Annotated in this window: 24 protein-coding genes and 1 tRNA gene; 13 read left to right on the forward strand and 12 right to left on the reverse strand. The window is 55.5% G+C overall.

Features of this window, described 5'->3' with window-relative positions; genetic code table 11:
• Positions 1–33: 33 nt before the first annotated feature.
• The 3 genes from ACPLPM_RS15500 to ACPLPM_RS15510 are packed head-to-tail and all read right to left on the reverse strand — an operon-like array spanning position 34 to position 4488.
• Entirely contained in the window at positions 34–858 is an 825-nt protein-coding gene (locus ACPLPM_RS15500; protein WP_424357676.1) for a type IV pilin N-terminal domain-containing protein, read from the reverse strand.
• A gap of 7 nt (positions 859–865) precedes the next feature.
• Complete coding sequence (locus ACPLPM_RS15505; RefSeq protein WP_424357677.1) at positions 866–2854, reverse strand: type II secretion system F family protein; 1989 nt, start codon at positions 2852–2854, stop codon at positions 866–868.
• A 5-nt stretch (positions 2855–2859) separates the two neighbouring features.
• Positions 2860–4488 carry a type II/IV secretion system ATPase subunit gene (locus ACPLPM_RS15510; protein WP_424357678.1) on the reverse strand — a complete coding sequence of 543 codons (1629 nt, stop codon included), beginning with the start codon at positions 4486–4488 and terminating at the stop codon, positions 2860–2862.
• A 374-nt stretch (positions 4489–4862) separates the two neighbouring features.
• On the opposite strand from ACPLPM_RS15510, the gene ACPLPM_RS15515 reads away from it, so the two are divergent.
• The 6 genes from ACPLPM_RS15515 to ACPLPM_RS15540 all read left to right on the forward strand — a co-directional run bounded on the left by ACPLPM_RS15515 (position 4863) and on the right by ACPLPM_RS15540 (position 9034).
• Positions 4863–5702 (forward strand): RAD55 family ATPase, encoded by an 840-nt coding sequence (locus ACPLPM_RS15515; protein WP_424357679.1) that lies wholly within the window; start codon positions 4863–4865, stop codon positions 5700–5702.
• 20 nt (positions 5703–5722) lie between these two features.
• A complete protein-coding gene (locus ACPLPM_RS15520; RefSeq protein WP_424357680.1) occupies positions 5723–6418 on the forward strand; it encodes a KaiC domain-containing protein in 696 nt (231 codons plus the stop codon).
• Between the two features lie 381 nt (positions 6419–6799).
• Positions 6800–7390, forward strand: coding sequence for a hypothetical protein (locus tag ACPLPM_RS15525; protein ID WP_424357681.1), 591 nt, complete (start codon positions 6800–6802; stop codon positions 7388–7390).
• A 4-nt stretch (positions 7391–7394) separates the two neighbouring features.
• Positions 7395–8264 (forward strand): RAD55 family ATPase, encoded by an 870-nt coding sequence (locus tag ACPLPM_RS15530; protein ID WP_424357682.1) that lies wholly within the window; start codon positions 7395–7397, stop codon positions 8262–8264.
• Between the two features lie 12 nt (positions 8265–8276).
• Positions 8277–8498 carry a hypothetical protein gene (locus ACPLPM_RS15535; protein WP_424357683.1) on the forward strand — a complete coding sequence of 74 codons (222 nt, stop codon included), beginning with the start codon at positions 8277–8279 and terminating at the stop codon, positions 8496–8498.
• A 462-nt stretch (positions 8499–8960) separates the two neighbouring features.
• Positions 8961–9034: transfer RNA gene (locus ACPLPM_RS15540), tRNA-Val, on the forward strand.
• An 88-nt stretch (positions 9035–9122) separates the two neighbouring features.
• On the opposite strand, the gene ACPLPM_RS15545 is transcribed toward ACPLPM_RS15540, so the two are convergent.
• Positions 9123–10646 carry a PAS domain-containing sensor histidine kinase gene (locus ACPLPM_RS15545; RefSeq protein ID WP_424357684.1) on the reverse strand — a complete coding sequence of 508 codons (1524 nt, stop codon included), beginning with the start codon at positions 10644–10646 and terminating at the stop codon, positions 9123–9125.
• A gap of 119 nt (positions 10647–10765) precedes the next feature.
• Positions 10766–10927: a hypothetical protein gene (locus ACPLPM_RS15550; RefSeq protein ID WP_424357685.1), complete on the reverse strand. Its 162-nt coding sequence runs from the start codon at positions 10925–10927 to the stop codon at positions 10766–10768.
• Between the two features lie 142 nt (positions 10928–11069).
• Here ACPLPM_RS15550 and ACPLPM_RS15555 point away from each other — a divergent pair, with 142 nt between their 5' ends.
• The 3 genes from ACPLPM_RS15555 (at position 11070) to ACPLPM_RS15565 (ending at position 12619) form a co-directional block, all read left to right on the forward strand.
• Positions 11070–11933, forward strand: coding sequence for an SDH family Clp fold serine proteinase (locus ACPLPM_RS15555; RefSeq protein ID WP_424359998.1), 864 nt, complete (start codon positions 11070–11072; stop codon positions 11931–11933).
• A 115-nt stretch (positions 11934–12048) separates the two neighbouring features.
• A complete protein-coding gene (locus tag ACPLPM_RS15560; protein ID WP_424357686.1) occupies positions 12049–12249 on the forward strand; it encodes a helix-turn-helix transcriptional regulator in 201 nt (66 codons plus the stop codon).
• Positions 12242–12619: a hypothetical protein gene (locus ACPLPM_RS15565; RefSeq protein WP_424357687.1), complete on the forward strand. Its 378-nt coding sequence runs from the start codon at positions 12242–12244 to the stop codon at positions 12617–12619. The genes ACPLPM_RS15560 and ACPLPM_RS15565 overlap by 8 nt, the downstream gene beginning before the upstream one ends.
• 9 nt (positions 12620–12628) lie before the next feature.
• Here ACPLPM_RS15565 and ACPLPM_RS15570 read toward each other — a convergent pair whose 3' ends face one another.
• Positions 12629–12976, reverse strand: coding sequence for a cupin domain-containing protein (locus tag ACPLPM_RS15570; protein ID WP_424357688.1), 348 nt, complete (start codon positions 12974–12976; stop codon positions 12629–12631).
• 119 nt (positions 12977–13095) lie between these two features.
• Between ACPLPM_RS15570 and ACPLPM_RS15575 the strand changes: the two genes are divergently transcribed.
• The gene (locus ACPLPM_RS15575) at positions 13096–13677 is read left to right on the forward strand and encodes a YbhB/YbcL family Raf kinase inhibitor-like protein (RefSeq protein ID WP_424357689.1); all 582 of its coding nucleotides are present in this window, start codon (positions 13096–13098) and stop codon (positions 13675–13677) included.
• 574 nt (positions 13678–14251) lie between these two features.
• Here the strand turns inward: ACPLPM_RS15575 and ACPLPM_RS15580 are convergent.
• Genes ACPLPM_RS15580 through ACPLPM_RS15600 form a run of 5 tightly spaced genes read right to left on the reverse strand, consistent with a single transcriptional unit; the run spans position 14252 to position 18348 of the window.
• Entirely contained in the window at positions 14252–14854 is a 603-nt protein-coding gene (locus ACPLPM_RS15580) for a hypothetical protein (RefSeq protein ID WP_424357690.1), read from the reverse strand.
• Positions 14855–14858: 4 nt separating this feature from the next.
• The gene (locus ACPLPM_RS15585) at positions 14859–15869 is read right to left on the reverse strand and encodes a hypothetical protein (RefSeq protein WP_424357691.1); all 1011 of its coding nucleotides are present in this window, start codon (positions 15867–15869) and stop codon (positions 14859–14861) included.
• Between the two features lies 1 nt (position 15870).
• The gene (locus ACPLPM_RS15590) at positions 15871–16647 is read right to left on the reverse strand and encodes a zinc ribbon domain-containing protein (RefSeq protein ID WP_424357692.1); all 777 of its coding nucleotides are present in this window, start codon (positions 16645–16647) and stop codon (positions 15871–15873) included.
• Between the two features lie 7 nt (positions 16648–16654).
• The gene (locus tag ACPLPM_RS15595; RefSeq protein WP_424357693.1) at positions 16655–17815 is read right to left on the reverse strand and encodes an SPFH domain-containing protein; all 1161 of its coding nucleotides are present in this window, start codon (positions 17813–17815) and stop codon (positions 16655–16657) included.
• Positions 17816–17820: 5 nt separating this feature from the next.
• Complete coding sequence (locus ACPLPM_RS15600; protein WP_424357694.1) at positions 17821–18348, reverse strand: hypothetical protein; 528 nt, start codon at positions 18346–18348, stop codon at positions 17821–17823.
• A 282-nt stretch (positions 18349–18630) separates the two neighbouring features.
• Here ACPLPM_RS15600 and ACPLPM_RS15605 point away from each other — a divergent pair, with 282 nt between their 5' ends.
• Positions 18631–19221 (forward strand): acetate uptake transporter, encoded by a 591-nt coding sequence (locus ACPLPM_RS15605; RefSeq protein ID WP_424357695.1) that lies wholly within the window; start codon positions 18631–18633, stop codon positions 19219–19221.
• Positions 19222–19346: 125 nt separating this feature from the next.
• Positions 19347–19727: a rhodanese-like domain-containing protein gene (locus tag ACPLPM_RS15610; RefSeq protein WP_424357696.1), complete on the forward strand. Its 381-nt coding sequence runs from the start codon at positions 19347–19349 to the stop codon at positions 19725–19727.
• Between the two features lie 530 nt (positions 19728–20257).
• Here the strand turns inward: ACPLPM_RS15610 and ACPLPM_RS15615 are convergent.
• Complete coding sequence (locus ACPLPM_RS15615; RefSeq protein ID WP_424357697.1) at positions 20258–21460, reverse strand: MFS transporter; 1203 nt, start codon at positions 21458–21460, stop codon at positions 20258–20260.
• A 272-nt stretch (positions 21461–21732) separates the two neighbouring features.
• Here ACPLPM_RS15615 and ACPLPM_RS15620 point away from each other — a divergent pair, with 272 nt between their 5' ends.
• Positions 21733–22581, forward strand: a complete 849-nt coding sequence (locus ACPLPM_RS15620) for a basic amino acid ABC transporter substrate-binding protein (RefSeq protein ID WP_424357698.1) — start codon at positions 21733–21735, stop codon at positions 22579–22581.
• Positions 22582–22705: the final 124 nt, after the last annotated feature.

Here is a 22705-nt window from a genome sequence, read left to right on the forward strand (position 1 = left end):
CTATTGTTAATGTTAGACATTTTGATCGTCTCGCTAGTAAAATACATCGACATATCCACTCGGACCCTGATGCTGTCTCACGGTGATCCGGTGCGTATGTGAATCTCTATCCAGCTCGGTATTCCCGAATACGTGAACTCCACTATCAGCTGCCGTGAACGTGTAGGAGTGACCATTGTTGTAGTACTGGAAATCATCCTGACTATCGTCGGAGCTGAAGTATACACTTCCCCTGTAGCCAGTAAATATGTTGTTATTCTGGTCGTAGGCGGTTACCGTCAAGGTACCGCCGCTGTTCGTCCAGGGGTTCGTCGCTGTTATAGTGAAGTGGTGCAGCTGCGGCGTGGGTGTGGCAGTAGGGGTTACAGTGGGAGTAACTGTAGGCGATACAGTTGGCGTTACAGCCGGAGTCGCGCTGGGCAGAGCCACAGGCAATCCGGCCGGCAGGGTATCGACAGTAAAGTCACCCAGGACATTGTTAGTGATACTGTCGTAGACCAGAACACTCAAGCTATGGGTGGTGTCTACTCCGGAGACGACTAAGTTCTCCCCCAGATCCCACCGGTCGTTGCCGTTCGGGTCATCTGCCCGGGCAGGGATCAGGTGGCCGTTGATGACTACGGCGAGCTGGCCGTAGGCGACGGTGTCACCGCCGGCGTGCCTGATGGCCAGGACTGTGTCGTTCTGGGCCAGGGCGTCCATGTGGACGATCTCGGTACGGGGCTTGGAGATGATGGTGCTCACTGCGGCGATCAGGATGACGAAGATCATGACTGTGATCACGAGCATCATCAGCTCGCCGATAACTTCGGAGACTGCGTCGTCCGCCTTTTCCCTCGTTTTACCTTTCTGTATCATAGCCCACCTAGATGAACAACATAAATACGACATAGCCGATCAAGATCATGATCGCCGAGTGCTTCAGTCCGGAGTACACGTTGCCTTCGCCCATCATGCCCGCGACCAGCCCGGAGAACAGGCCCTGGATCAGGACTGCATGCAGGAAGAGCAGCTTGTACAGAGGTACGTCGATTCCGCCGGAGAGCGCCGCTGCCGTGCCGGTTGCCGAAGCCACGCTCAGCTGATCGTTGATCGGAGTGGCCGGCACTACGGGCAGGAACACGGTGCTCAGGGTATACAGGATGTAGAGGAACACGAAGAACGAGATGTAGATGATCGACAGGTACAGCAGCATGTTGAGGAACCGCTCTTCTCTCTCGCTCTGAGTGGCTGCGGCATCTGCCGCCGCTATGGAAAGGGTTTCCTTGATGTCGCCGCTGGACTCGCTGGCCTTGGTGATCAGCGTGACTACTCTGCGGATGGAAGCCGTGTTCACCCGGTACTCGAACCGGATGAGCGCTTCCTTGGCGTCGGCCCCCCATTCTATGTCCGTCCAGATCTTCCTGATCTCCGAGTTGAGCACGCCCAGGTTCGAGCTGAGCAGCGCCTTGATCGCCATCGTCAGGGTCAGCCCTGACTCGTTGAACGAGGCGAGCCGTTTCAGGAATTCCGGAACGGCGGCATCCATTTTACTGATCCGGTTCGACCGCAGTTCCCAGCAGACGATGAAGGGCACCAGGGCCACACTCGCCGAAAGCAGCAGGAAATCGTCCACGAGGGAGATCACTCGGTAGGAAGGGAGACTGAACGAAGATAGGCTGTGGGAAGACAGGTTAAGGTAAGGGTAAGCCAAGCCGATAAACAGCAGGATGGCTACTGGCACGGTAAAGTACAGAATCTGGTAGGGCTTGTTGATGAAGGAGTTTACCGGGTTATCCATGAACCTGCGGATCCGGTAGCGAAGCTCTGCCTGCTTCATGATTCGGGCCGACTTCGAATTGTCAGGAGCCTTCTTCACCCCTGCAAATTCGTCCAGTGGCTTCCTGTGCACGAGAATTTTAGTGTCGCCGCTTTCCAGTCCCATGGCGATGAGAATCCATATGAACATCATCGAGCCCAGCGGGATCGCCACATAGACCAGCAGTTCGAGCTGACCCGAGTTACCAGAGGATACCATGCCCATCGAAACCAGAATGGTGATCAGGAACAGCGGCCCGGCCACGAATGCCGTGACGTACACTTCGGCCAGCATGCTGAGCAGCTCCAGCAGCGTTTTGTGCTCCTGGGCGGCGACTGCCTGGAACTGGTCTGCCCTGGTGCGGAGAAACTTAGCAAGGTCACCGCCGCTTTCCATGTGGGTGGCGGTGCTCTCGAAGAAGTTTTTCAGGTGATCGGAAGGGGTGATCGCGGCTGCCTGCCGCAGCGAGGTGATCAGGTCCATGCCGAGGAGGTCGACGCCTCGCACGACCGCCTGGAGCTCGATGGTCACTTCGCCGTAGATGTCCCGGTGGTGGTTGATCGTGCGGAAGATGTCCAGCAGGTTCATGCCGCCGCTGCTCATCGCGTGCATGAATGTCACCGCGTGGGGCAGCATCTGGTCGATGGCCGTCTGCCTGACACTGGCCCGGTACAGCGGATAGTTCCGGTATATCAGGTAGGCCGAGACAAAGGTGCCCAGGAAGGACAGGCTGATGAGGAGGAAGGCGAGGAAAAGCTCGCTGCTGATCACCTGCAGCAGGATGCTATCGGCCGGAGATACCTTCCACGGCACAAAGGTGCCCGCCGCAGAGGTGAGCTTGACGAGTAAAGCGGTGAGCAGGCTGATCAGCGAAACTGAAAGCCCGCCCAGGGTGCTGATGAACAGCATGCGGGATACGTAGATATCGAGCGGCACCGCGATGTTAGCCTTGCGCAGGTACACCTCGAGGTCATAGTAGGTGGAGCGGTTCTGGCGGGCATATTTGCCGAACAGCCGGTATGCCGGGCTGTCGAGGGGGTTCAGAGCGCTGACCATCGGGGCTACCTTCCAATTCCCTCGCCCAGGGCTTTTGCGAACGTATCGTTTCCGATCATTTCCATGACCTCCACCGGCATCACATAGTAGGCGTTAATAGCCGTGGTAACGTGCCGGTAGTCGCGTATGCCCTTGTGGCGCAGGTAGTCGAGTACTCTACACCTGTTTTCGATCTCGGTGTCGAGGCGGTTGCGGGTCCATCCCCGCCGGGCCATGATGTCGGCCATCACGACAGAGTCGCCCATGGTCTCGTACGTATCGTCTACAGAATTCCACCTGTACAGCTCGTTGATCCTGAGATTGTTCGTCCTGGGGTCGACCCCGGTGATCTCCACGATGGACTTGTTCCGGCGGAGCTTCTTGCCCCCGATGAAGACGAGCTCCTGGATGCAGACGATGTTGAGCGAGGTGAGCATCATGTTGGGCACGTTGATGGGCTCGTTCAGCAGCCTGTTGACCACTGCCTGGATAGAGCTCGCGTGCATGGTCGAGTAGGTAGTGTGACCGGTGTTCATGGCCTGGAACAGCGTGAGCGCTTCCTTGCCCCGCACCTCGCCTACGATGATGTATTCCGGGCGCTGCCTGAGGGCTGCCCTCAGCAGATCGTACATTTCGATCTCCACCGAGTTACCCTGCATCTGGGACTCGCGTGTAAGACCAGCGATCCAGTTGCTGTGGTAGAGTGTCAGCTCCCGGGTGTCTTCGATGGTGATGACCTTGGAGTTTTGCGGTATGAACTGCGATACGGCGTTCAACGAGGAGGTTTTACCGGACGCTGTGCCGCCTGCGAAGATCAGGTTCCGGTTGTTCTCGATGGCCAGCCAGATGTACGCCAGAATTTCCAGGGACATAGTGTTGTAGTTCAGGATATCGACCGGGGTGAACGGATCGGCCCGGAACCTCCTGATAGTGAAAGAGCTGCCCCGGGTGGTGATCTCCCTGCCCAGAGTGGCCTCGATACGGGAACCGTTCGGCAGGGTGGCGCTGACGATGGGCATGGCGACGGAGATGTGCCTGCCCCCGCGCTGCGCCAGCCTGACTACTATGGAGTTGAGCTCCTCTTCCCTGAAGGCTATGTTAGTACGGATGTTCTGGTACCTCTGGTGGAAGAGAAAGATCGGGATGTCGACGCCGTTACAGGATATGTCCTCGATCTGGCCGTCGTGCATCAGCGCGTCGATTTTGCCGTAGCCCAGGTAGTTCCGCTCCAGGTAGTACTGCATTCGGTCCCGGGAAGCCTTGTCCAGCCTGATGCCGTAGATCCCCAGCAGCTTATCGCACCGGGATCGGAGAACATCCGAACGGTTAGCTCCCCCGTGGCCCAGGTCGCTGCGGAGCAGGATATCGCGCATATCGCTGTACAGGCGTTCCAGCAACTCAGTCTCGAACTCGGAGAGGACGGGCTCATTGATGTTGTAGGTGTACTCCCTGGCCCGGGAATCGTACAGTATGACCGCATACGAGAAAGGCTCCTTCAGCCAGTATCGCTCTACCTCAGTCACACCATCTGTCAGGATGGCTGCCGGAGGCTTACGGGATGCATCGTCCTGGCATACCAGTATTTCAGGGCTGCCGGGCAGAGGCATCTTCTTTAGCCGACACTCGGCGTCATCGATCTTCTGCTCTTCGGCCATAGCTGGTATTTCACCCCCCGCCGGAGCGATGAGGGTAAAAGTTGCTGGAATAAACCGGGTCATAATAATATCGCTACCTGGAGGAAACCCACCTGCTGTAGTATAACTAAAATCTGTCTATTTTCATTCGTTATAACCTTTATCGTTGAATTCGGGTGTAATTAATTATTCGAAAGAAAATATAGCCTCCGTATGCAAATCGGAGGTTTATTTCATTACATTTATGTAATTATCCGCTGGTAACAATAAGGTTAAATCAAACGCGCCATACATATATGTCAAGGTAGTGAAATAAGGACTGGAAAAAACACAGGCTCTAAAAGTATATAGCTGGTGTTAAGGACATTATAGAATACGACACGGAAGGACAACTTATGGAGACCACGAATAATAAAATTCCGACAGGCATACCCTCCTTCGATCCGGTGATCAAGGGCGGATTCCCGGCTGGAGCTTTCGTGCTCCTCCTGGGCGAAGTCGGTGCCGGGAGCCAGGAGTTTGTGTATTCGTCCGCCCTCATGCTCTCCCAGATGAAGAAGGACGGCGTGAAGCTGAGGCCGGAGACGAGGCTGCCCGAGAAGATCGTGTACATATCGTTCACAAAGGCGAAGGAAAACGTATTGCAGAGCTTTGCCACGATGAAGATAGCGAAGGCCGCAGACCTGGCGGAGAACTTGACCTTCGTCGACCTGTCCTCCACGTACTTTGCGAGAACCCAGGTGCCCAGCCACTGGACATCCGGGGGTATGGATTCTCTGAGCGCCCTGAAATCGTCGCAGAAAATTAAGTCCCTCTTCGAGTCGCTGATCGAGACGCTCGACACGCACGCGCCAAATAACCTGGTGATCATCGATTCGCTGACCGACCTGCTGCGCAGCACAGTGGCGGACAAAGTATCCTGGGCTGACTTCGTGTCGCTCCTGAAAGGCATCGAACGCATGTCCAAGCAGTGGAATTCCACCATCTACGCGCTGCTGACTTCCCAGATCTTCGATCACACCAACGAGGAAGAAGTATCCGACTGCGCTGACGGTGTCCTGGTCTTCAACTGGGAAGCGACAGGAGCTAACCAGCGCCAGCGCATGATGTACATCAAGAAATTCAGAGGGCTGCTGCCGTACCTTGAAGACGACAACGTAGTCCGCTTCGAGACCAAAGTCTCGGCGAGCAGAGGATTTGAAGTGTCCAATATCAGAGAGATCATAGGCAGATAACAATAACCGGGGTAATTACCATGAACTTACTAAGCACAGGAGTACGAGGGCTGGACGAGCTGCTGCAGGGAGGGTTTCCTGAAAAGCACATGATTGTCGTGGTCGGAGGTATGGGTACGGGCAAGTCAACGCTGGCCTTACAGTTCCTGGTCAACGGCCTGAAAAACGGCGAGAAGTCGGTCTACATGAGCCTCGAAGAGCGGGAAACCGAGATCATCGACTCCGCTAAAGGCTACGGCTGGGATCTGCAGTCCTACGTCGATAACAACAGCCTCATCCTCATCAGGCTCGACCCCAACGACATCAAGACCACCCTGGCCCGGATCAAGAACGAAATGCCCCGGCTCATCAAGACCTTCGGGGCAACCCGGCTGGTCATCGACTCGATCACCCTCTTCGAGATGATGTTCTCCGACGAGGCAGAACGCCGGCTGAACCTGTTCGAGATGTTCGCCATCCTGAAGGAAACCGGGGTCACCGCCCTGATCACTTCAGAGGCCTCGAGGACCGACGCATATTCCAGCCGCTACGGGCTGGTCGAGTACGTGGCAGACGGCGTCATCATTCTGCGCTACGTGCGGCCTGACCAGCTCCGGGACGTCAAGCTGGCGGCAGAAGTCGTCAAGATGCGCCGGCACAGGCACTCCAGAAGTATCAAGCCCTACGACATTACTGACGAGGGTATAGCCGTTCACTCGGAATCCGAAGTGTTCTGAGCCTGCGGCTCACGAGGCCGGGGCGTATTATATCGGCTGTGCGGTCGGGAAATGATCGTACCGTAGCCGATCATCTTTTTATACCTCTTCAGACCCTGGCAGGGCTTCTGGCACCAGGAGAGAACGCTCTGCGGGGTGTCAGAAGAACTTTTCTTCAGCTTTCACCGCACTACCGCCGTTTTACCGCAAATCTCAGTGATATCGCAGGCCCGTAGGCCTTACGCGCTTAGAGCGGATTTGTGGCCTGCCAGACAATAGTTTTTTATATCTTCAACTAATTATAATAACTTCCGGGCAATCATGAAAAATCTTTGCGGCAGTAGAAAGATTTATTTTATGATGAGGTAATTATTAAAATAACAACCGAATAGACGGGAGAGGTTGGCTGTGGAAGAGCCCCAGAGGCTGAGGAGGAGAGTACAACAGAGCTGGAAAAATAACGTCGAGCAGGACTTAAGCAGGCTGCTCGACAGGAAAGGCGTCCTGGGCGCGTTCCTGATTTCCAGGACAGGGGAGACCGTAACACAGGTCTTTCAGGACACTATGGCGACCACATCGGCGGTCGCTACGGCGACTGCCACGTCAGTCGCTAAGCAGAAAGAAAGCTCGCTCATGCAGATCGTCAGGAAGCTGGCGCCGCTCATGCAAAGCGTGAGAAACGTGCCGCTCCGGAGAACCATATTCGAGACAAAAGAAGGGTCGGTCATCTTCTACAGTATGGAAAATGGCATCGTCGGCTGCATTCTCGACAAAGAGTTCGATGTAGTCTCGATGATGCTCGAGATGAATACTGTCGCCGACATGATCAACAGCCACCTGAATAACGTCGATATGGGCAGGGATGTGCAGGAAAGCCGGTTGCGGGAGAACCGCGAGGAGTTCCGCGCTTTCAGCCACGATCTGCTGAGAGAGATAGAGAAGCACTTTGGTACGGTAACCACCGAACAGATAATCGACAGGATGGTAAGGTGAACAGATGAAAAAGCTCAAGACTGGCATTCTAGGCTTAGACAGCCTCCTCGACGGGGGTTTCAACGAGCATTCCGCAACTATTCTAGTTGGCTCAGCTGGCACAGGTAAGACAACCATGGCTTTGCAATTCCTCCGTAAGGGGCTGGAGAACGGATCCGACGCGATCTACATCACTCTGGAAGAGCCTCGATCGCAGATCATGGAAGAGGCCCGGAATATGGGCTGGGAGGATATAGAAAAGTTTGTCGAGAAAGGCTCGCTGGTCTTCCTGGAGGCCGCGGGCAAAGACCTGGCCGACTTTATCAAGGAAGAGCTGCCGCGGTTTGTCAGCGAATGGGAAGGCTCCAGCGCCCGCATAGTCGTCGATCCGCTGACCCCGGTAATCTGGGCTAACGAGAGCAAGTACGACCAGCGCATGCTAATCTCCCAGCTGTTTAAAGAGACCAAGCGCATGGGCACGGTCCTGAGCACCATAGAAGAACACGGAACTACGGGCGACCTGACCGGCAGCGAGACGATCATACCGATGTACCTCGCGGATACCATCCTCCACATATCCAGCGTCACTATGGGCAACCGCATGATCTCGATCAAGAAGTCGCGGCAGTCGTGGCACAGCGAAAACAACTTCCCGTACCGCTTCGTGCTGGGCATCGGCATCGTCATCGATACCACCGGAATGAGCGGCAAGCGGATGAAGAAGATAACCCCGGAGCTCAAGCAGCGTACCTACGAGAGCATCATGAAGCTCAACAAGGAGAACGTGGAGCAGGTCAAGAACATAGTCAGGTATCTGGAGCGCGCCGACCTCGGAGACATGGAGCCCGAGCAGATCCTGGACATGCTCATCGAAGACTACAAAGTGGCGCAGTGACGGTCGTGGCGAATGCATAAGCAGGTATCGAAAGTGACTGACGGCTGCGTGCCCGTAGCGAGCGGGTCGAGTTGCAGGAAATGCAGCGGTAACCGGGTAAAAGTAGTCTACTTCGAGAAGGAGGGAAAAAAGTTCGCCGTCTGCGAGGATTGCGGCGACATCAGAAGCGTAGGTTCCAGCCTGCAGGACTGCTACGGGAAATGGAAAACCTACAGGGAAACTCCGTCCAGGTAAACGGGGGAGTTCCCCCATATCTTTTTATTTGAAAAATCTTCTGAAATGGCCGACTACTCGTCCCTCGATCGTAAAACTTTTACCATTTTCCCCAATTTATATCTATAACATTCACCCATGCACTAAAAGTATTTATACCAAATAGCCAATCACTTATTTGCGTGCAGGGTAACCCCGGCGCGACAGTTGTGCTATATTAGCAAAGATATCACCCCAAACTGCAGGGCGGGACTACGTCCCACGCACAAGCCCTGTCCTGATCATACGCGGGGTCTCGATCTCGCCTATGATAACCGGAACAAACCAAACCTGATGCGAGGGAAAGTATCCATTTTTATACCTCCCAAAACCCCTCGCATCCCCGGTTGGGAAGATCTGCCGGCCCTGGAACTTTAACCATTCATTCAGCGTTTTCATGCAAAAAGTATAAGAGTTATGATGGTGTTTATTGAAAAAGTAAGCGGGCCTGTGGTCTAGTTGGTTATGACATCGCCTTTACACGGCGGGGATCAGGGGTTCGAATCCCTTCGGGCCCACTACATTGTTTTAAAGTTTTTTGTTATAGTCCCACCCTTTGTTGGGGCTTAGGTTATCTAAATTGCAGGCTATCAGCCCGATCGATCTTCATTTCTCACACTTGTCAAACGTCGGCAGCAGCACGATAAACCTGCATCCCTGCGAGTAATCGCCTGCCACCCGGTCCTCTACCCAGAACCGGCCGTTGAAGTCGTCCACGAGAATCTTGGTGAGGCACAGGCCGAAGCCTTTGCCGCTGGCCCGGGTCTTCTCCAGAGACAGCCGGTCGAAGAGCTTCTTCTTCAGATCGTCGGGAATGCCCGGCCCGTCATCCTCAATGGCCACCCTGCATTTGGGGCACCCGTCTTCTTCGCACTTCTCGGCCGTGATGTTGACCGACAGCGACCCTGTCGAGTGCTTGATGGCGTTTCCGATCAGGTTCAGAAACACTTCCTTGAGCAACTCGTTAGCTATCACCATGCAGGAGCATGAAGAGACTAAGTTGATCCTGACGTCCCGCCCGGTTATGCCCGAAAACCGGGAGATGACCTCCTGAAGAAGGTTTCCGATCTGGATATCCTCGGTCTTATACACGCCGGCTTTACTCTTCTGGATCTTCCGGACGTTGTCGATGAGCCGGGAATTGTCGCGCAGGGTCTCGATAGGCCGGGTGATTAAAAACCTGTCCTCGACGCCCAGCGAGCCGTGGGCCTCTATGATGCCTTCGGCCAGCTCCAGGTAGCCCATGGCAATCTGGTTCATGTTGTTGATGTCGTGGCCCATCAGGTCCACGTACAGCTCAGCCTGTGCCTTGGCAGCCTTCAGCTCGTCTTCGGCGTGCTTTCGCTCGGTGATGTCCTGGATGGTTCCGAAGAGCCGGGCAGGTTTACCATCCGAGCCGGGTATCCTTTCCCCCTCGACTTTGACGATGCGTACCGAGTTATCCAGGCGGACGATGCGTAAGGTAGTATCGATCGTACCGCTGCCATCGATAAGCTCCTTAAACTCCTGGCAGACTCGATCGGAATCGTCTGCATACACGAACCTTTGAAAAAGCTTCCCGATAAGTATCGCACTGGGCCCCAGCCCTGCACCGGCGATCCGGAGCACTTCGTCGGAACAGGTGAACAGCCCCGTCGCCACATCCACTTCCCACGTGCCGATGCGGGCGATCCGCAGCGCCCTCGCCATTCTCGATTCGCGTTTGGAGGAGGTGGCTTCCGCCAACTTTTGCTCTGTCAGGTCTGAAAAGAACATAATATAGTAAGGGGGCAGAGATGCCGTGCTGTCAACGTAGTTCATGACAGAACAGACCGACAAATTGTGGCCGCACTTTCTGATCATCTCGAACTCGATCTTACCCCCGGAGTTTCCGGCGTTGCGAGCTTTCAGCATCTTCAGGATGGGTTCTCTCCACCCTTCGGGAACAAGGCCGGTAAGCAGATCGACCTGTGCAATTTCATCGTACCTGTAACCGGTCATGTCGCAAAAAGCCTTATTACACAGGGTTATCTTACCTTGTTGATCCAGAACAGCAAAGGGCAGCGCAGCATGTACAATCGCTGCAGCCACATGATCAATACAGCCTTCTGCAGGTACAGCCGAACCAGGCTTCAGTAGCTGCCCGTTCATACCATTAATACTCAATTCCCCGCTTAGTAATCAGATATGATTGTACACCAATATTAATGTTTATATCATGTATTGGATGCCTCGAAAGAAAAAGAATAATATAAAAAAGTTTTAGGTCCTCACTTGTTGCACTTCATGCCCACGGAGTCTGCCATGTTTTTGACGGCATCGTCCACGCTCATGTTGGCGGCTTTCGCGGCCCTCTGCAAATCCTCCATCGAGATAAGGTCCGGATTATTGTGCTTATCGTGGGGCATCCCGCATCCGCAGCTGATACACATAGTTTTCCACCTCGGTCTAATCGTCACTTAGTGGAGATAAAAAATGTACTAGCGAATTCATTACCTGTAAAATCCTTAACCACTGGTTTATCAAGCCGGGGGCAGATACCACTATGGGGCTGATAACACGGTTTTCAACGAGATCGTTTCCGCGCTGGCAGGCTTGCTGAACTACGCCTGGATAGTGCTGTTCGTCCTGCTGTTCGTCATTCCGATCCTGCAGCGCTACATGATAAACTCGGCCAGGCAGAGGATACTGAAGCGCATTTCCCGGGAGCGCAAATCCCAGGTAATCACGCTGATACACCGCCAGGAAACGATAGCGTTTCTGGGCATTCCCCTTTCGAGGTACATCGATATAGACGACAGTGAAGAGGTGCTGCGCGCCATCAGGACGACACCCGCTAACGTGCCCATAGATCTGATCATGCATACCCCCGGAGGTATTGCGCTGGCAGCCACCCAGATCGCGCTGGCCCTGAAATCCCACCCGGCCAGAAAGACGGTCATCGTACCTCACTATGCCATGAGCGGCGGCACCCTGATAGCCCTCGCTGCAGACGAGATACTGATGGACCCCCACGCAGTCCTCGGACCTGTCGACCCCCAGCTTGCAGGCAAGGACGGCGCCTATGCCGCCTCATCCATCCTGAGCGTACTCCAGAATAAGCCGCCGGAAAAGATCGCGGATACCACCTTTATCCTCGCAGACGATGCCCGAAAGGCTCAGGAGCAGATGAAGGACCTGGTGCGGGAGATCATCAAAGGCAAGTGCGGCGAACCCAACATAGAGACGATCCTCGCCGAGCTGGTCAGCGGCAAATACACCCACGACTACCCGATCTTCCCCGAAAAAGCCCTGGAGCTCTTCGGCAGCTGCATCAGGATCGGCATCCCGGCCGCAGTATACGATTTGATGGACTTCTACAAGATGGAGATGAGCTCCAGGAGGCCCGGCGTCGAATACATACCCGTGGCGCCACCCGAAAACCAGCGCCGGCGCTGAAGCGCAGAGAGTAGAAGCCAGTACTTTTTTCAGTTAAACTTCTCAAGTCAAATGTAAACCTAACCATACATAATGTAAAGTTATATATACTAAAAGTAAAGTATACTTTACATGTATGATTAACCGCCTGAAGGAACTGAGGGCCCGGCATGATATGACACAGGAAGACCTGGCGAGCCGGGTAGGTGTTTCCCGGCAGACGATCGTCGCCATCGAGAAGCAGAAGTACGACCCGTCACTGTCGCTCGCGTTCAAGCTGGCCCGGTGCTTCGGTGTGAAGATCGAGGACATATTCGAGGAGGATACCAATGTTTAAAACTGAAGAATCAAAAATCGCCATAGTGATACTGCTGACGTTCGCCGTGCTGCTGGTGACGGGGGTTTACCCGGAGTACGTGCTCTGGCTGACTGTGGCAGTCATTGCGCTGCTGATACTGCTCGCCATCTATGCGCTGGTAACCAAAAAGAGCAAAGGCGAGCCCCAGGACGAGCGGTCGGCAAGGTGCTCGCTGCTGGCTTCCCGCAACGGCTTTATCATGGCAATAGTCTTGATCACTCTGATAGCGGTGGCCACAAGACTCGGCGCCACGATCAGTATCGACAGCCTGGTCCAGATGGCCTGGGGCCTCAGCATGGCGACCTTTTTCCTGTCATACCTGGCCTACAAGAGATTTGGGCTGGCGTGAAAAAGAAGCTTAAGCTTCTGATCTGATCATGATCAGAAGCATTTTGAACCTTTTTACTGCGGTAAGCGAGTGGATGGCATCCTTCGGGAAGATGATCATCTGCCCGGCGGTTACCCTGTGCGTCACGTGGTTGACCATAATGTCGGCCTCGCCGTCGAGGATGTAGACCATCGCGTCGAAGGGTGCGGTATGCTCGCTCAGGCCTTCGCCCTCGTCGAAGGAGAAAACTGTGACTGTTCCAGTCTTCTTGCGGATGACTTCCCTGCTCACGACGGCGCCGGCCTGGTATTCGGCGAGCCCTGCGAGATCGATCGGGCGGGCCATCAGGTTCTCGGTATTAGATTTCTTTTCGGGCATAAGATCACTAATTGTCATATGCAGACAAACGATAAAAAAGTAAGCCGGCGATGGCGTGGAATAATATAATGAACCTGACCCTGAGATTGATCAGTATCAGGCACGCGGGATGATGTTAAGTGAAAAGAATACTGGCGATACTGGCCTTGCTGATCGTACTGACGGCCACTGCTGGTTCAGGCTGCGGACGGCAGGCCTCTCCCGGCGACCTGAAGGCGGAGGATAACATGGCTACACAGGTTATGGCACTGGAGGTTACAAGCCCGGCATTCAAGGACGGAGAGACTATACCAGCGAAGTACACAGCAGACGGCGACGACATGTCCCCGCCCCTGAGCTGGTCTGCGGCGGAGAACGTCAGCGAATACGTGCTCATATGCGACGACCCGGATGCCCCGGGCGGAATCTTTACTCACTGGATCATCTACAACATACCCAGCGGCTTCACCAGCCTGCCTGCCGGCGTCAGGCAGGAAGAAGAGCTTGATAACGGCGCCATCCAGACGAAGAACAGCATGGGCAACATCGGCTACAACGGGCCATCCCCACCGCCTGGCAAGCCGCACCGGTATATCTTCAAGCTCTACGCCCTCGACGCTAAGCTAAACCTGACACCCGGCATGACCAAAAACCAGCTGCTCACCGCGATGAAAGAGCATGTGATAGCAGAGGGCAGCCTGACCGGAATTTACGGACGATAGGCCAAGATATCTATCTACCTTAACGGCACAGTGGAAATCAGATGTTTGAACCACGGCGGCACAGCTCCTTATCCTGACTACTGGAAAACAGAGGTTCTAACCACGGCGGCACAGCGGCACGGAGACAACCTGTACCCGAATAACAAGACACCTTTTTTATTGATCCACGGCGGCACGGCGGGCTGACAGCACGGAGACAAATATGTTTCCCTTCTTTCAGTTTATTGATCGAATGTCAGGCTGAAACGATTGGATAGTAAGCTTATGGTTAATGCTCTGTCTTTGTGTCGTCGTGGACTAAAAAAGAGTTCACTTTTACCGGTTCACGAATGTCCTGGTGTCGCCGTGCCATCGTGGTTCTATTTACCACTGGCCCATTGTGGACCGCATTGTCTCTGTGTCGCCGTGCCGCCGTGGTTCAAAGATTTGATCTACAGTTGTTGGGATAAAGGGCCATGCCGCCGTGGTTCAATCCTTTTATCTTGTGTTACCGGTTCATCGTTATCTCTGTGTCGCTGTGGTAGAGCGGACTCCCGATGTCCATCGGTTTCAATGTGAAAAAAGAAACCCGGCATTAATAGCCGGGCTTGTACCGCTCTCCCTGCGAGTAATGGGGCAGGTAGATTAACCGTTTGCCGGTGACGTTCAGCGTGTAGTCGAGCCGCTGGAGGGTGCCGGGTTTCTCTGCGATGCCGGTGACGAAGATGAAGTCCGCCATCTGGGGTAGCAGGTCCGCGGTCAGCGTGCACTTCTGCCTCCTGACGCCGGGCTCCGGCTTCGCCGGTTTATACTGCGGGTGGTTGCCCGTGTGGTACATGGATACTTCCTTGAAATGCTGGGGGTCCATGTCGTAGGCAGGCAGGTACATTACGATCGTGCCGTTTCTGGCCTGGCCACCGCCGAGGAGGCCGAACAAGCTCCCGAGGCCACCGCCTTGAGCGCTGATGTCGTGGATGTCGAACTGCACGTCCGCTACCCAGAAGGGCAGGTAGACTCGCTCGCCTTCGCCCTTTACAGTCAGGTCAAAGGCCCCGAACTCGTAGCCGATCGTTTCCACGTTGCCATTGCTGCGGACGTGCATGGTCCCGCAGTTGTCGCACAGGAACACGTTGTCCACGTCCCTGGAGAACATTGGAGTTTTACAGTTCGGACAGTAGATATGTACGATTTTGGTCACCCGGTCACCTCCCGAACAGCGACGGTGCAATCTTTTCGAACGCGGCGTCCTCCGCATCCGGCTTGTTATCCTTGAACAGGTTGTACCCGCCTTTGACGTCGCCCGCGGTCATCTCCGAGCCGTACCTGAAGAACCCGAACGTACCGGCAGCGATCGCCAGACAGCCCGCTATCAGGAACAGCGCTAAGCCGCAGCCATCTTCGGACCCGGTAGCCATCCCGACCCAGGCGCTAAAACCGATGCCGACTCCGCCGACGGCCATACCCACGGCCATCGTGATGCTCCGCCACAGGTAGTCACCCGGCGCTCTGCCCGAAAGGACCCGGCCGGTGATACCATCGACGGTAGCGAAGTACATGCGGTCCGAGTACTTGTACCGGACCATCCAGATCGGGTAGAAGATCAACGACAGGCCCCTTGGTATCACGTTCACCTGCTGGAACGTGACATGAGGCACGCCTGCATAGGATACTGCTTCCGACCGGACCTGGGACATCCCCGCGCTCAGGGCATCGGTGCTTGACGTCGTGGCCTCGAAGGTCGGGATGCTACCCTCGTCGAGAATGACCGCCTCCCCTTCAAGATTTCTCAGCCGCTCGATGCCGATATCGCCTGCGTCGCTGGCTACCTGCGTCCAGTCGAGGTCCCGGGCCACCATCTTTTCCAGCGGCACCCGCTCTGTGCGCTTGTTTCGCTGCACGTTCTTGTAGCCGCAGACCCAGCCCGCGGCCCTTGCCCGAAGGCGCCAGAAAGGCACGTAGATCGGGTAACACTCGGTGATTTCACCGCGCCGCCTCAGGTCCCGGGCCTTGAACCCGCCTTTCCACCACATCCGCACTTCTGCGATCGCCTGTTCCCGGTTTACCCGGTTCCTGAAGGTGATCCGGTGGACGCCGTCGTCGCCTTCGATCGACAGGACAGCAGAGCAGTACTTGCACGAGAGATACTTCGTCCCTTCGTCGACGCTCACGTCGCCGCCGCAGTTCGGGCAGTTCATGGATAGAGAGATGCCCATGTCAGAACCTCCTGACTACTACGTAGGCCGCCGCCGTGACGAACGGGATGGTGAAGAGCGCGACCAGCAGGACGATGATCCAGACGAGGATTGCCGCATCTCCCGCACCCAGGGATAAGATGAAACCAGCGAGGCCTTCCAGGAAGAAGATTCCAAAGGAGGCGGCCGCGATCAGCAGATAGGGCGCCGCTTTTCTGGTCGGGTACTGGCCGGTGTAGACTTCGCCTGACGAGCCGTCGATGACGGCGGGGAACTTGTTGCCCTTATACTCGTACTGTAAGGCCCAGATCGGGAAGAAGACCAGCGCCTGTTCCACGGGGTTGCCCTCGAGGTTCGACAGGTAAGCGGTCATCTCGATGTCCGGCTTGACCAGTTCGATGCCGCCGGTACTGTAGCTCTCGTCGAAGATTTTCAGGTCGCCCGCGGGGACTTTCAGGGCGTGAAGCCCGGGCATGGTCGTGGACTTGGCCGGCTCGACGAACACTTTTTCCTTGCCGGCGATGTTCCGCCTGAACAGGTAGACCGGGAAGTAGAGCTGCTTGAAGTCGGTGATCTTCGCCGCCCGCTCCAGGTCCCGGGCCATTTTGGCCCCGGCTGTCCAGCGCTTGAAGATGCCTTCAGCGTTTGACCGCTGGATAAAGAAAGGCATGATGTAGAAGAACCCGGCGCCGCTCTTGTCGATGTACAGCTGCGTACCGCAATGGCTGCACTTGACAAACTTGACGCCGGAGTCGAAAGGTATGGGTGCACCGCACCGGGTGCACCTGATCTCTGCCATTAGTTTTTCACCCTAGCTGATTTCCGCAGCCCGGACAGAACTTGCTGCCGGCCGCTACTTTAGTGCCGCACTTGGGGCATGCTTGGTCTCCGCCGGCCTGCTGGCCACAGGAGGGACAGAACTTGGCCCCCGGGGGCAGAGAGGCTCCGCACTTACTACAAGTAGCGGATTCCTGCTTCGCGCCACAGCCCGGGCAGAACTTTGCACCCTGCGGAACAGAGGCACCGCACTTTACGCACGGGGTGCCGGCGGGAGCCTGCTGCTGTTGAGGCTGCTGTTGAGGCTGCTGCTGTTGAGGCTGCTGGCCCATCTGGCGCATCTGGTCGACCATCATGTAGCCCATGCCGATGCCCGCGCCGACACCGACGCCGGCGCCTGCTCCGCCGCCCGAGGGGTTCTGGGCGGCCTCGCGCATGGCCTGGCCGGTCTGGTACTGCATGTAATTGGTGCCCAGCACGCCCATGGACGATCTGGTGTCGACCGCCTTCTGGACTTCCTCCGGCATGGTGATGTACAGCCCGGAGAGCTTGTCCATGGTGATGCCGTAAGGCTCGAAGTGAGCCTTGGACCGCTCCAGCCACGCCTGCTCTATGTTGGTCAGATTTGCGGCGAGGTCTGCAACGCCCATGCCGCCGTTCTTGGCATCGCCCAGCACGTCGTACAGGACGACGACAGCCTGGTCCTTGATGCGCTCTTCGACGTCGGCCGAGGTGGTGTAGCTGAAGGTGCCCACGAACTGGTTGATGAAGTTCATGGCGCCGGTGACCTTGTACCGGAACTCGCCGAACACCCTGAGGTTGACCAGCCCGAAGTCCTTGTCACGGAAGACGTAAGGCTGCTTGCTGCCGAACTTGCCGTCGAACACCCGCTTCTGGATATAGTAGACTTCTGCGTCCTGCCTGACGCCGGACAGGAATTCTACGATCTTGCCGATGATAGGCGCGTTCATGGACGTGAGCGCGTACCGGTCAGGCCGGTCGATGTAGTCCAGGGCCTTGCCATCCCGGTAGAAGACGGCCATCTCGTCCTCCCGGACGACGATGTTATCGTTGAACCGGATGTTCCGGGGCACCTTGTACATAATGTTGCCGCGCTTCTCGTTCTCTTCCCAGGCGATCGTAGCCGCGCCCAGGATATTGTCTCTCTTGTTCTGGTTGATGATTCCCATGAATGTCACACCTCTGTGCCGGTGATGAAGGCCATCCGCCTCTTGTTCGTGCCCTGCAAGCCGTCGAGCTTGATCGCGAGCTGGGACAGCGCCTGCTTGTAGTCCGGGCCGCCCGCGGCGGCCAGAGATTTGACTTTGCCGACCTCTCCACCGATTTCGGTCAGCAGCGTGGTCAGGTTCAGGTCGTATTCATACAGTTTGTTCAGTTCGGCCTCCCCGACTTTTACCTTAGCGCTGATACCCGAGTAGCCCTGAGCAGCGTGCCGGATCTCGCCCTCGATGGTCTTGAACTTGCTGACGAGCACCCCGATCTTGTCGAGGCCTTCCAGCTGCCCGTTGTCCATTAAGATAGTTCTGCATGCCTCAAGGTCGCCCCTGATCGATGCCAGCCGGTCCGCCACCTGAATGCGGAGCATATTGTCCGCGGCCCTTAAGTCTTCGTTTGCACGGTACCCGCTGAACCCCGGGATCACGCTCTGGATCCTGGCAATGATACCCCGGTCCTGCACGACCTTCTCTCTTAAATCAACCATGTTGAATCACTTACCGATTATTGATTGGCTCGATAGTTCTTCTGGCTATGCCCGCGGGCCGGATTAAGCCGCGGAACTCGATTCTTCAGTAAATAATACGTGTCAGGAGATAATCTTTATTATGGGCTTCATGCGGGCATTTTTCCGGGCCGTTCGGCGTAGCGCCGGCCAGTCCGCAGCAGTTATGCCTGTGATCAAGAAACCAGATAAGTGATGCAACAATCGTTAACAATCGCAAGTTATAAATGTAATGAACATTCATGATGTTTTGGTGACATCTTAATGTCAGTATCACAACTGGAGAACGCAGCTAAAAATGTTTCGGCCCTCGCCAACCCGGCTCCCCTTGGACTGATGGGTTTCGGGGCGACCACCGTACTGCTCAACCTTCACAATGCCGGCATCATATCGGCAACCAGCCTCGGGATGATCTTTGCCATGGGCATCTTCTACGGCGGCCTCGCCCAGGTGATCGCAGGCATCCTGGAATTCAGAAAGGGCAACACCTTCGGCATGACAGCCTTCACATCCTACGGCATGTTCTGGATTGCGCTGGTCGCTCTTCTCCAGTTCCCCGGCTGGGGCTGGGCGGACAAAGTCGACAACACCTCGATGGCCTTCTTCCTCGGAGTATGGGGCCTGTTTACGGCATTCATGTTCATAGCTACGTTAAAAAAGAACGTCGTTCTGCAGATCGTCTTCGGCACCTTGACAGTGCTGTTCTTCCTGCTGGCTATCGGCGACTACACAGGAATTGCCTGGATCAAGACGCTTGCGGGCTACGAAGGCATCCTCTGCGGCCTGTCGGCGATATACCTCGCCTGTGCGGAGATCATGAACGACGCGTACGATAGGAAAGTACTGCCCGTATAATCCTCAAGTATGTGTGGAAACCGGGCACAGTTGACCGGCTACGGGCACTTCGCCATAAGGTGCCCTGCCGGCTACTGATAATTCCCGGCATCAGATATTTCTTTTAATAAGTCCTTGATCAAGCTATGGCTCTTAAAGACGACATCTGCTCAGCGATGGAAAGCTACATCATGACCGCCCCTTCGGACTGGAACACTGTTACAGCAGAGGAGCTGAAGCAGGAGATCGCATCGAACACCAAGCTTTTGCTTTTAGACGTCCGAGAGCGGGACGAGTATGCATCGGGCCACATCCCCGGCGCGGTCAACATCTCAGTCAGGGAGCTCCCGAAGCGTGTCAGCGAGCTGCCGCACGAGAAAGACCTCAAAATCGTCGCCTACTGCGCCAGCGGCATCCGCTCCGCCTACGCCACCATGTTCCTCAGAGTATACGGCTACTCCGACGTCCGCAGCCTCGTCCATGGGATAAGAGAGTGGGTGGCCACCGGCAACCAGATCGTCGCTTGAGCCAATAACCACGAACAACCCCGAGATTTCTAACCACGGCGGCACAGCGACACAGAGACAACTGCGAACTACTACAACCAGATGGTAACTATAACCACGGCGGCACAGCGACACAGAGACAACCTTACCTGTAACGGGTTATTCTTTTTTAGTCCACGGCGACACGGAGATAGGGCATTAACCATAAGCTTACTATCTAAGGGTTTCAGCCTGACTTTCGTTCAATAGCTGAAGGAAGCGAAACACATTTGTCTCCGTGCCGTCAGCGCGCCGTGGCGCCGTGGATCAATAAAAAGAGTGCTTATCTATTGAGATACAGGTTGTCCCCGTGCCGCCGTGCCGCCGTGGTTCAAATAACCATCCAGCCATCGTTTCTCAAATTGTCCCCGTGCCGCCGTGCCGCCGTGGTTCAAATAACCATCCAGCCATCGTTTCTCAAATTGTCCCCGTGCCGCCGTGCCGCCGTGGTTAGAACATCTGCTCTATAGTTGTCGGGATAGGGAGCCGTGCCGCCGTGGTTTAGTCCAAGCCTAAAAAGCGACCTTCCTAATCTTCATCACCGAGTAAGCGATCAGCGGTATTATGCACGCTATAAGCCACAGGAAGGCGAGGGACATAGAGGATCTTTCAGCGATAAAGCCGACGATCGGGAAGATGATCATGATCGCCAGGCTGTTGAGCTGGGACTTCATGGAGAGCACGGTAGCCCGGTTTTCGGTCGGAACTCTCTTGTTGAGGAGATCGCTGAGGATGGGCCAGAACCCGACGACAAACATAGTGGCGATCCAGAGGAAAATGACTGCGATGGGCGAGTCGACGATAGCGAACAGGATGTACATGAACATGATGACTGCAGGGACTATGATGACAATGTCCCGGTTGCTGAACCTCTCCAGCACCCGGGCGTATCTCGCGCCGAGCGCTGCGCAGATCGAGTCCACGCACAGGATTAACCCGATTACATAAACGGGGATGGCCATCGCCTCGAAGTACTTCTGGGAGTACATGTAGATAGTCATGTCCACCATTGTGATAATGGCTGAGATGACCAGCAGGTACAGGATGACCGGATTGCCGGTGATAAGCGATACTGACCGGGTGAGCAGCTCTTTCAGGCCAGGCCGGTGCAGGCTGTCCACCGCTTTCCGAGTTTCGGTGAACATGAGCGCCGGCACCAGCGCGCAGAGCAGGATGCCGATGGTGGCATAGTAGACCCACTCGTACGAGACGTTGGCCATGAAGCCGCCTGCTGCGATGCCCGCTGCGGCGGCGATGAACGTGACCGCAAGGACGTTGCCATACACCTGCTTATAGCTGACCTGCTGCCCGGTCAGCTTGCATGTGTCATAGGTAAACGATTCCGAGGTACTGCTGTACAGGACAACAGATACCGCGTTCAGCGCAAACCCAATCGCAAAGCCGAGGAAATCGTGCGAGAAGAGAATGGATAAGTAAGCAGCGATCTTGGCTATCACCGAGAGGATCAGGCAGGTCTTCCGGCCGAGGATGTCTGAGATGGCCCCGGCGGGCACTCCGAAGACCAGCATGGAAAGCTGGTAGACGGACTCGATCAGCCCTATCTCTAACAGGCTCATGCCCCTTATGCTCAGGAACAGCATCCAGATAGCCCTGTCCAGAGCGGTGTTCATGAGTGCCGTGTAAACGTAGTTGAGCTTGATATTCTGCCGGATTCTGTCCAGATAGTCAGTCATTGCGAGCGCTTCGATTGCCATAATAGAGCTGAATCATATATAAAAGCATATTTGAGGGAGGGCAGAAGCATGACCTTCGCGGAAGGCAGCGCGATAGTACCGAGGGTAGGAGTGGCCATGTTAGTACTACTAGTTGCTTATGGTGGTAAAGATAAACCTCTAAGCGTTTACAAAAGTTTAATATCTACACGCCCGATAAAGCATATGATTCAACTTATCAGGCGCCGGCCGGCTGCTATGATTTATCATGGCACAGCAAATTTTCCGGCGCATGGTAAACGGGAGGTATAAACTTGAAGAAATTATCTGCAATATCGATTATTGCTATCGCTCTGATGACGCTCGTACTCGTCGTCAGCGGTTGCACGACTCCGACCGCCACCCCGGTGGCCAACGTCACGGCAACCCCGGCAGCCAATGTCACCGTAACCCCGGCGGCCAACGCTACCGGCAACATGACCATGACTCCGGGCGTCCTGTCGGTCGCTACCGAAGCGCACTACCCGCCCTTCGAGAACATCAACACGACTACCGGCGAGTTCTACGGCTTTGACATCGACCTCATGAACGAGATCGGCAAGGAACTGGGCCTCGAGGTCAAGTACACCGACCACGCCTTCGACACCATCATCCCGGCTGTCCAGGCTGGCAAGTTCGACTGCGCCATCTCGGCGTTCACCATCAGGCCGGACAGGCAGCAGTCTGTCGACTTCTCTGACTGGTACTACGAGTCCGCAGGCCAGGCCATCGTCACCAAGCCCGGCAGCACCATCAAGAACTCCTCTGACCTGGTCGGCAAGGTTGTCGGCGCTCAGGCCGGCACCGTCGGCTTCGACGCCGTCAAGGCTATCGAAGGCATGCCGGAAGACAAGGTCAAGTCCTACGCCACGATGAACGAGGCCTTCATGGCCCTCAAGAAGGGTGAAGTCGAGGCAGTCGTAGGCGACTACCCCGTGTGCGAGCCCTACTACAGGGACACCCCGGGTGACTACTCCCTTGCAGGACCCCTCAGCGAGACCGAGTACTTCGGCATCGTGATCAACAAGGAGAACAAGGAGCTTACCGCAGCCATCAACCAGGCCCTCGCCAAGATAAAGGCAGACGGCAGGTACCAGACCATCTACGACAGATGGTTCGCATAAGCTCGTTAAAGGCACGTAGAAATACGTGCCTCTTTTTTTAAGAAAATTGTAAAAAAGCCTTGCGGCACAAGCCCGGATAAAAAGCTTTTTAATTGATAGGTTATTAGTAAGTAACTTGCTAAGG

The organism is Methanocella sp. MCL-LM (assembly GCF_049676595.1).
GTDB lineage: Archaea > Halobacteriota > Methanocellia > Methanocellales > Methanocellaceae > Methanocella_A.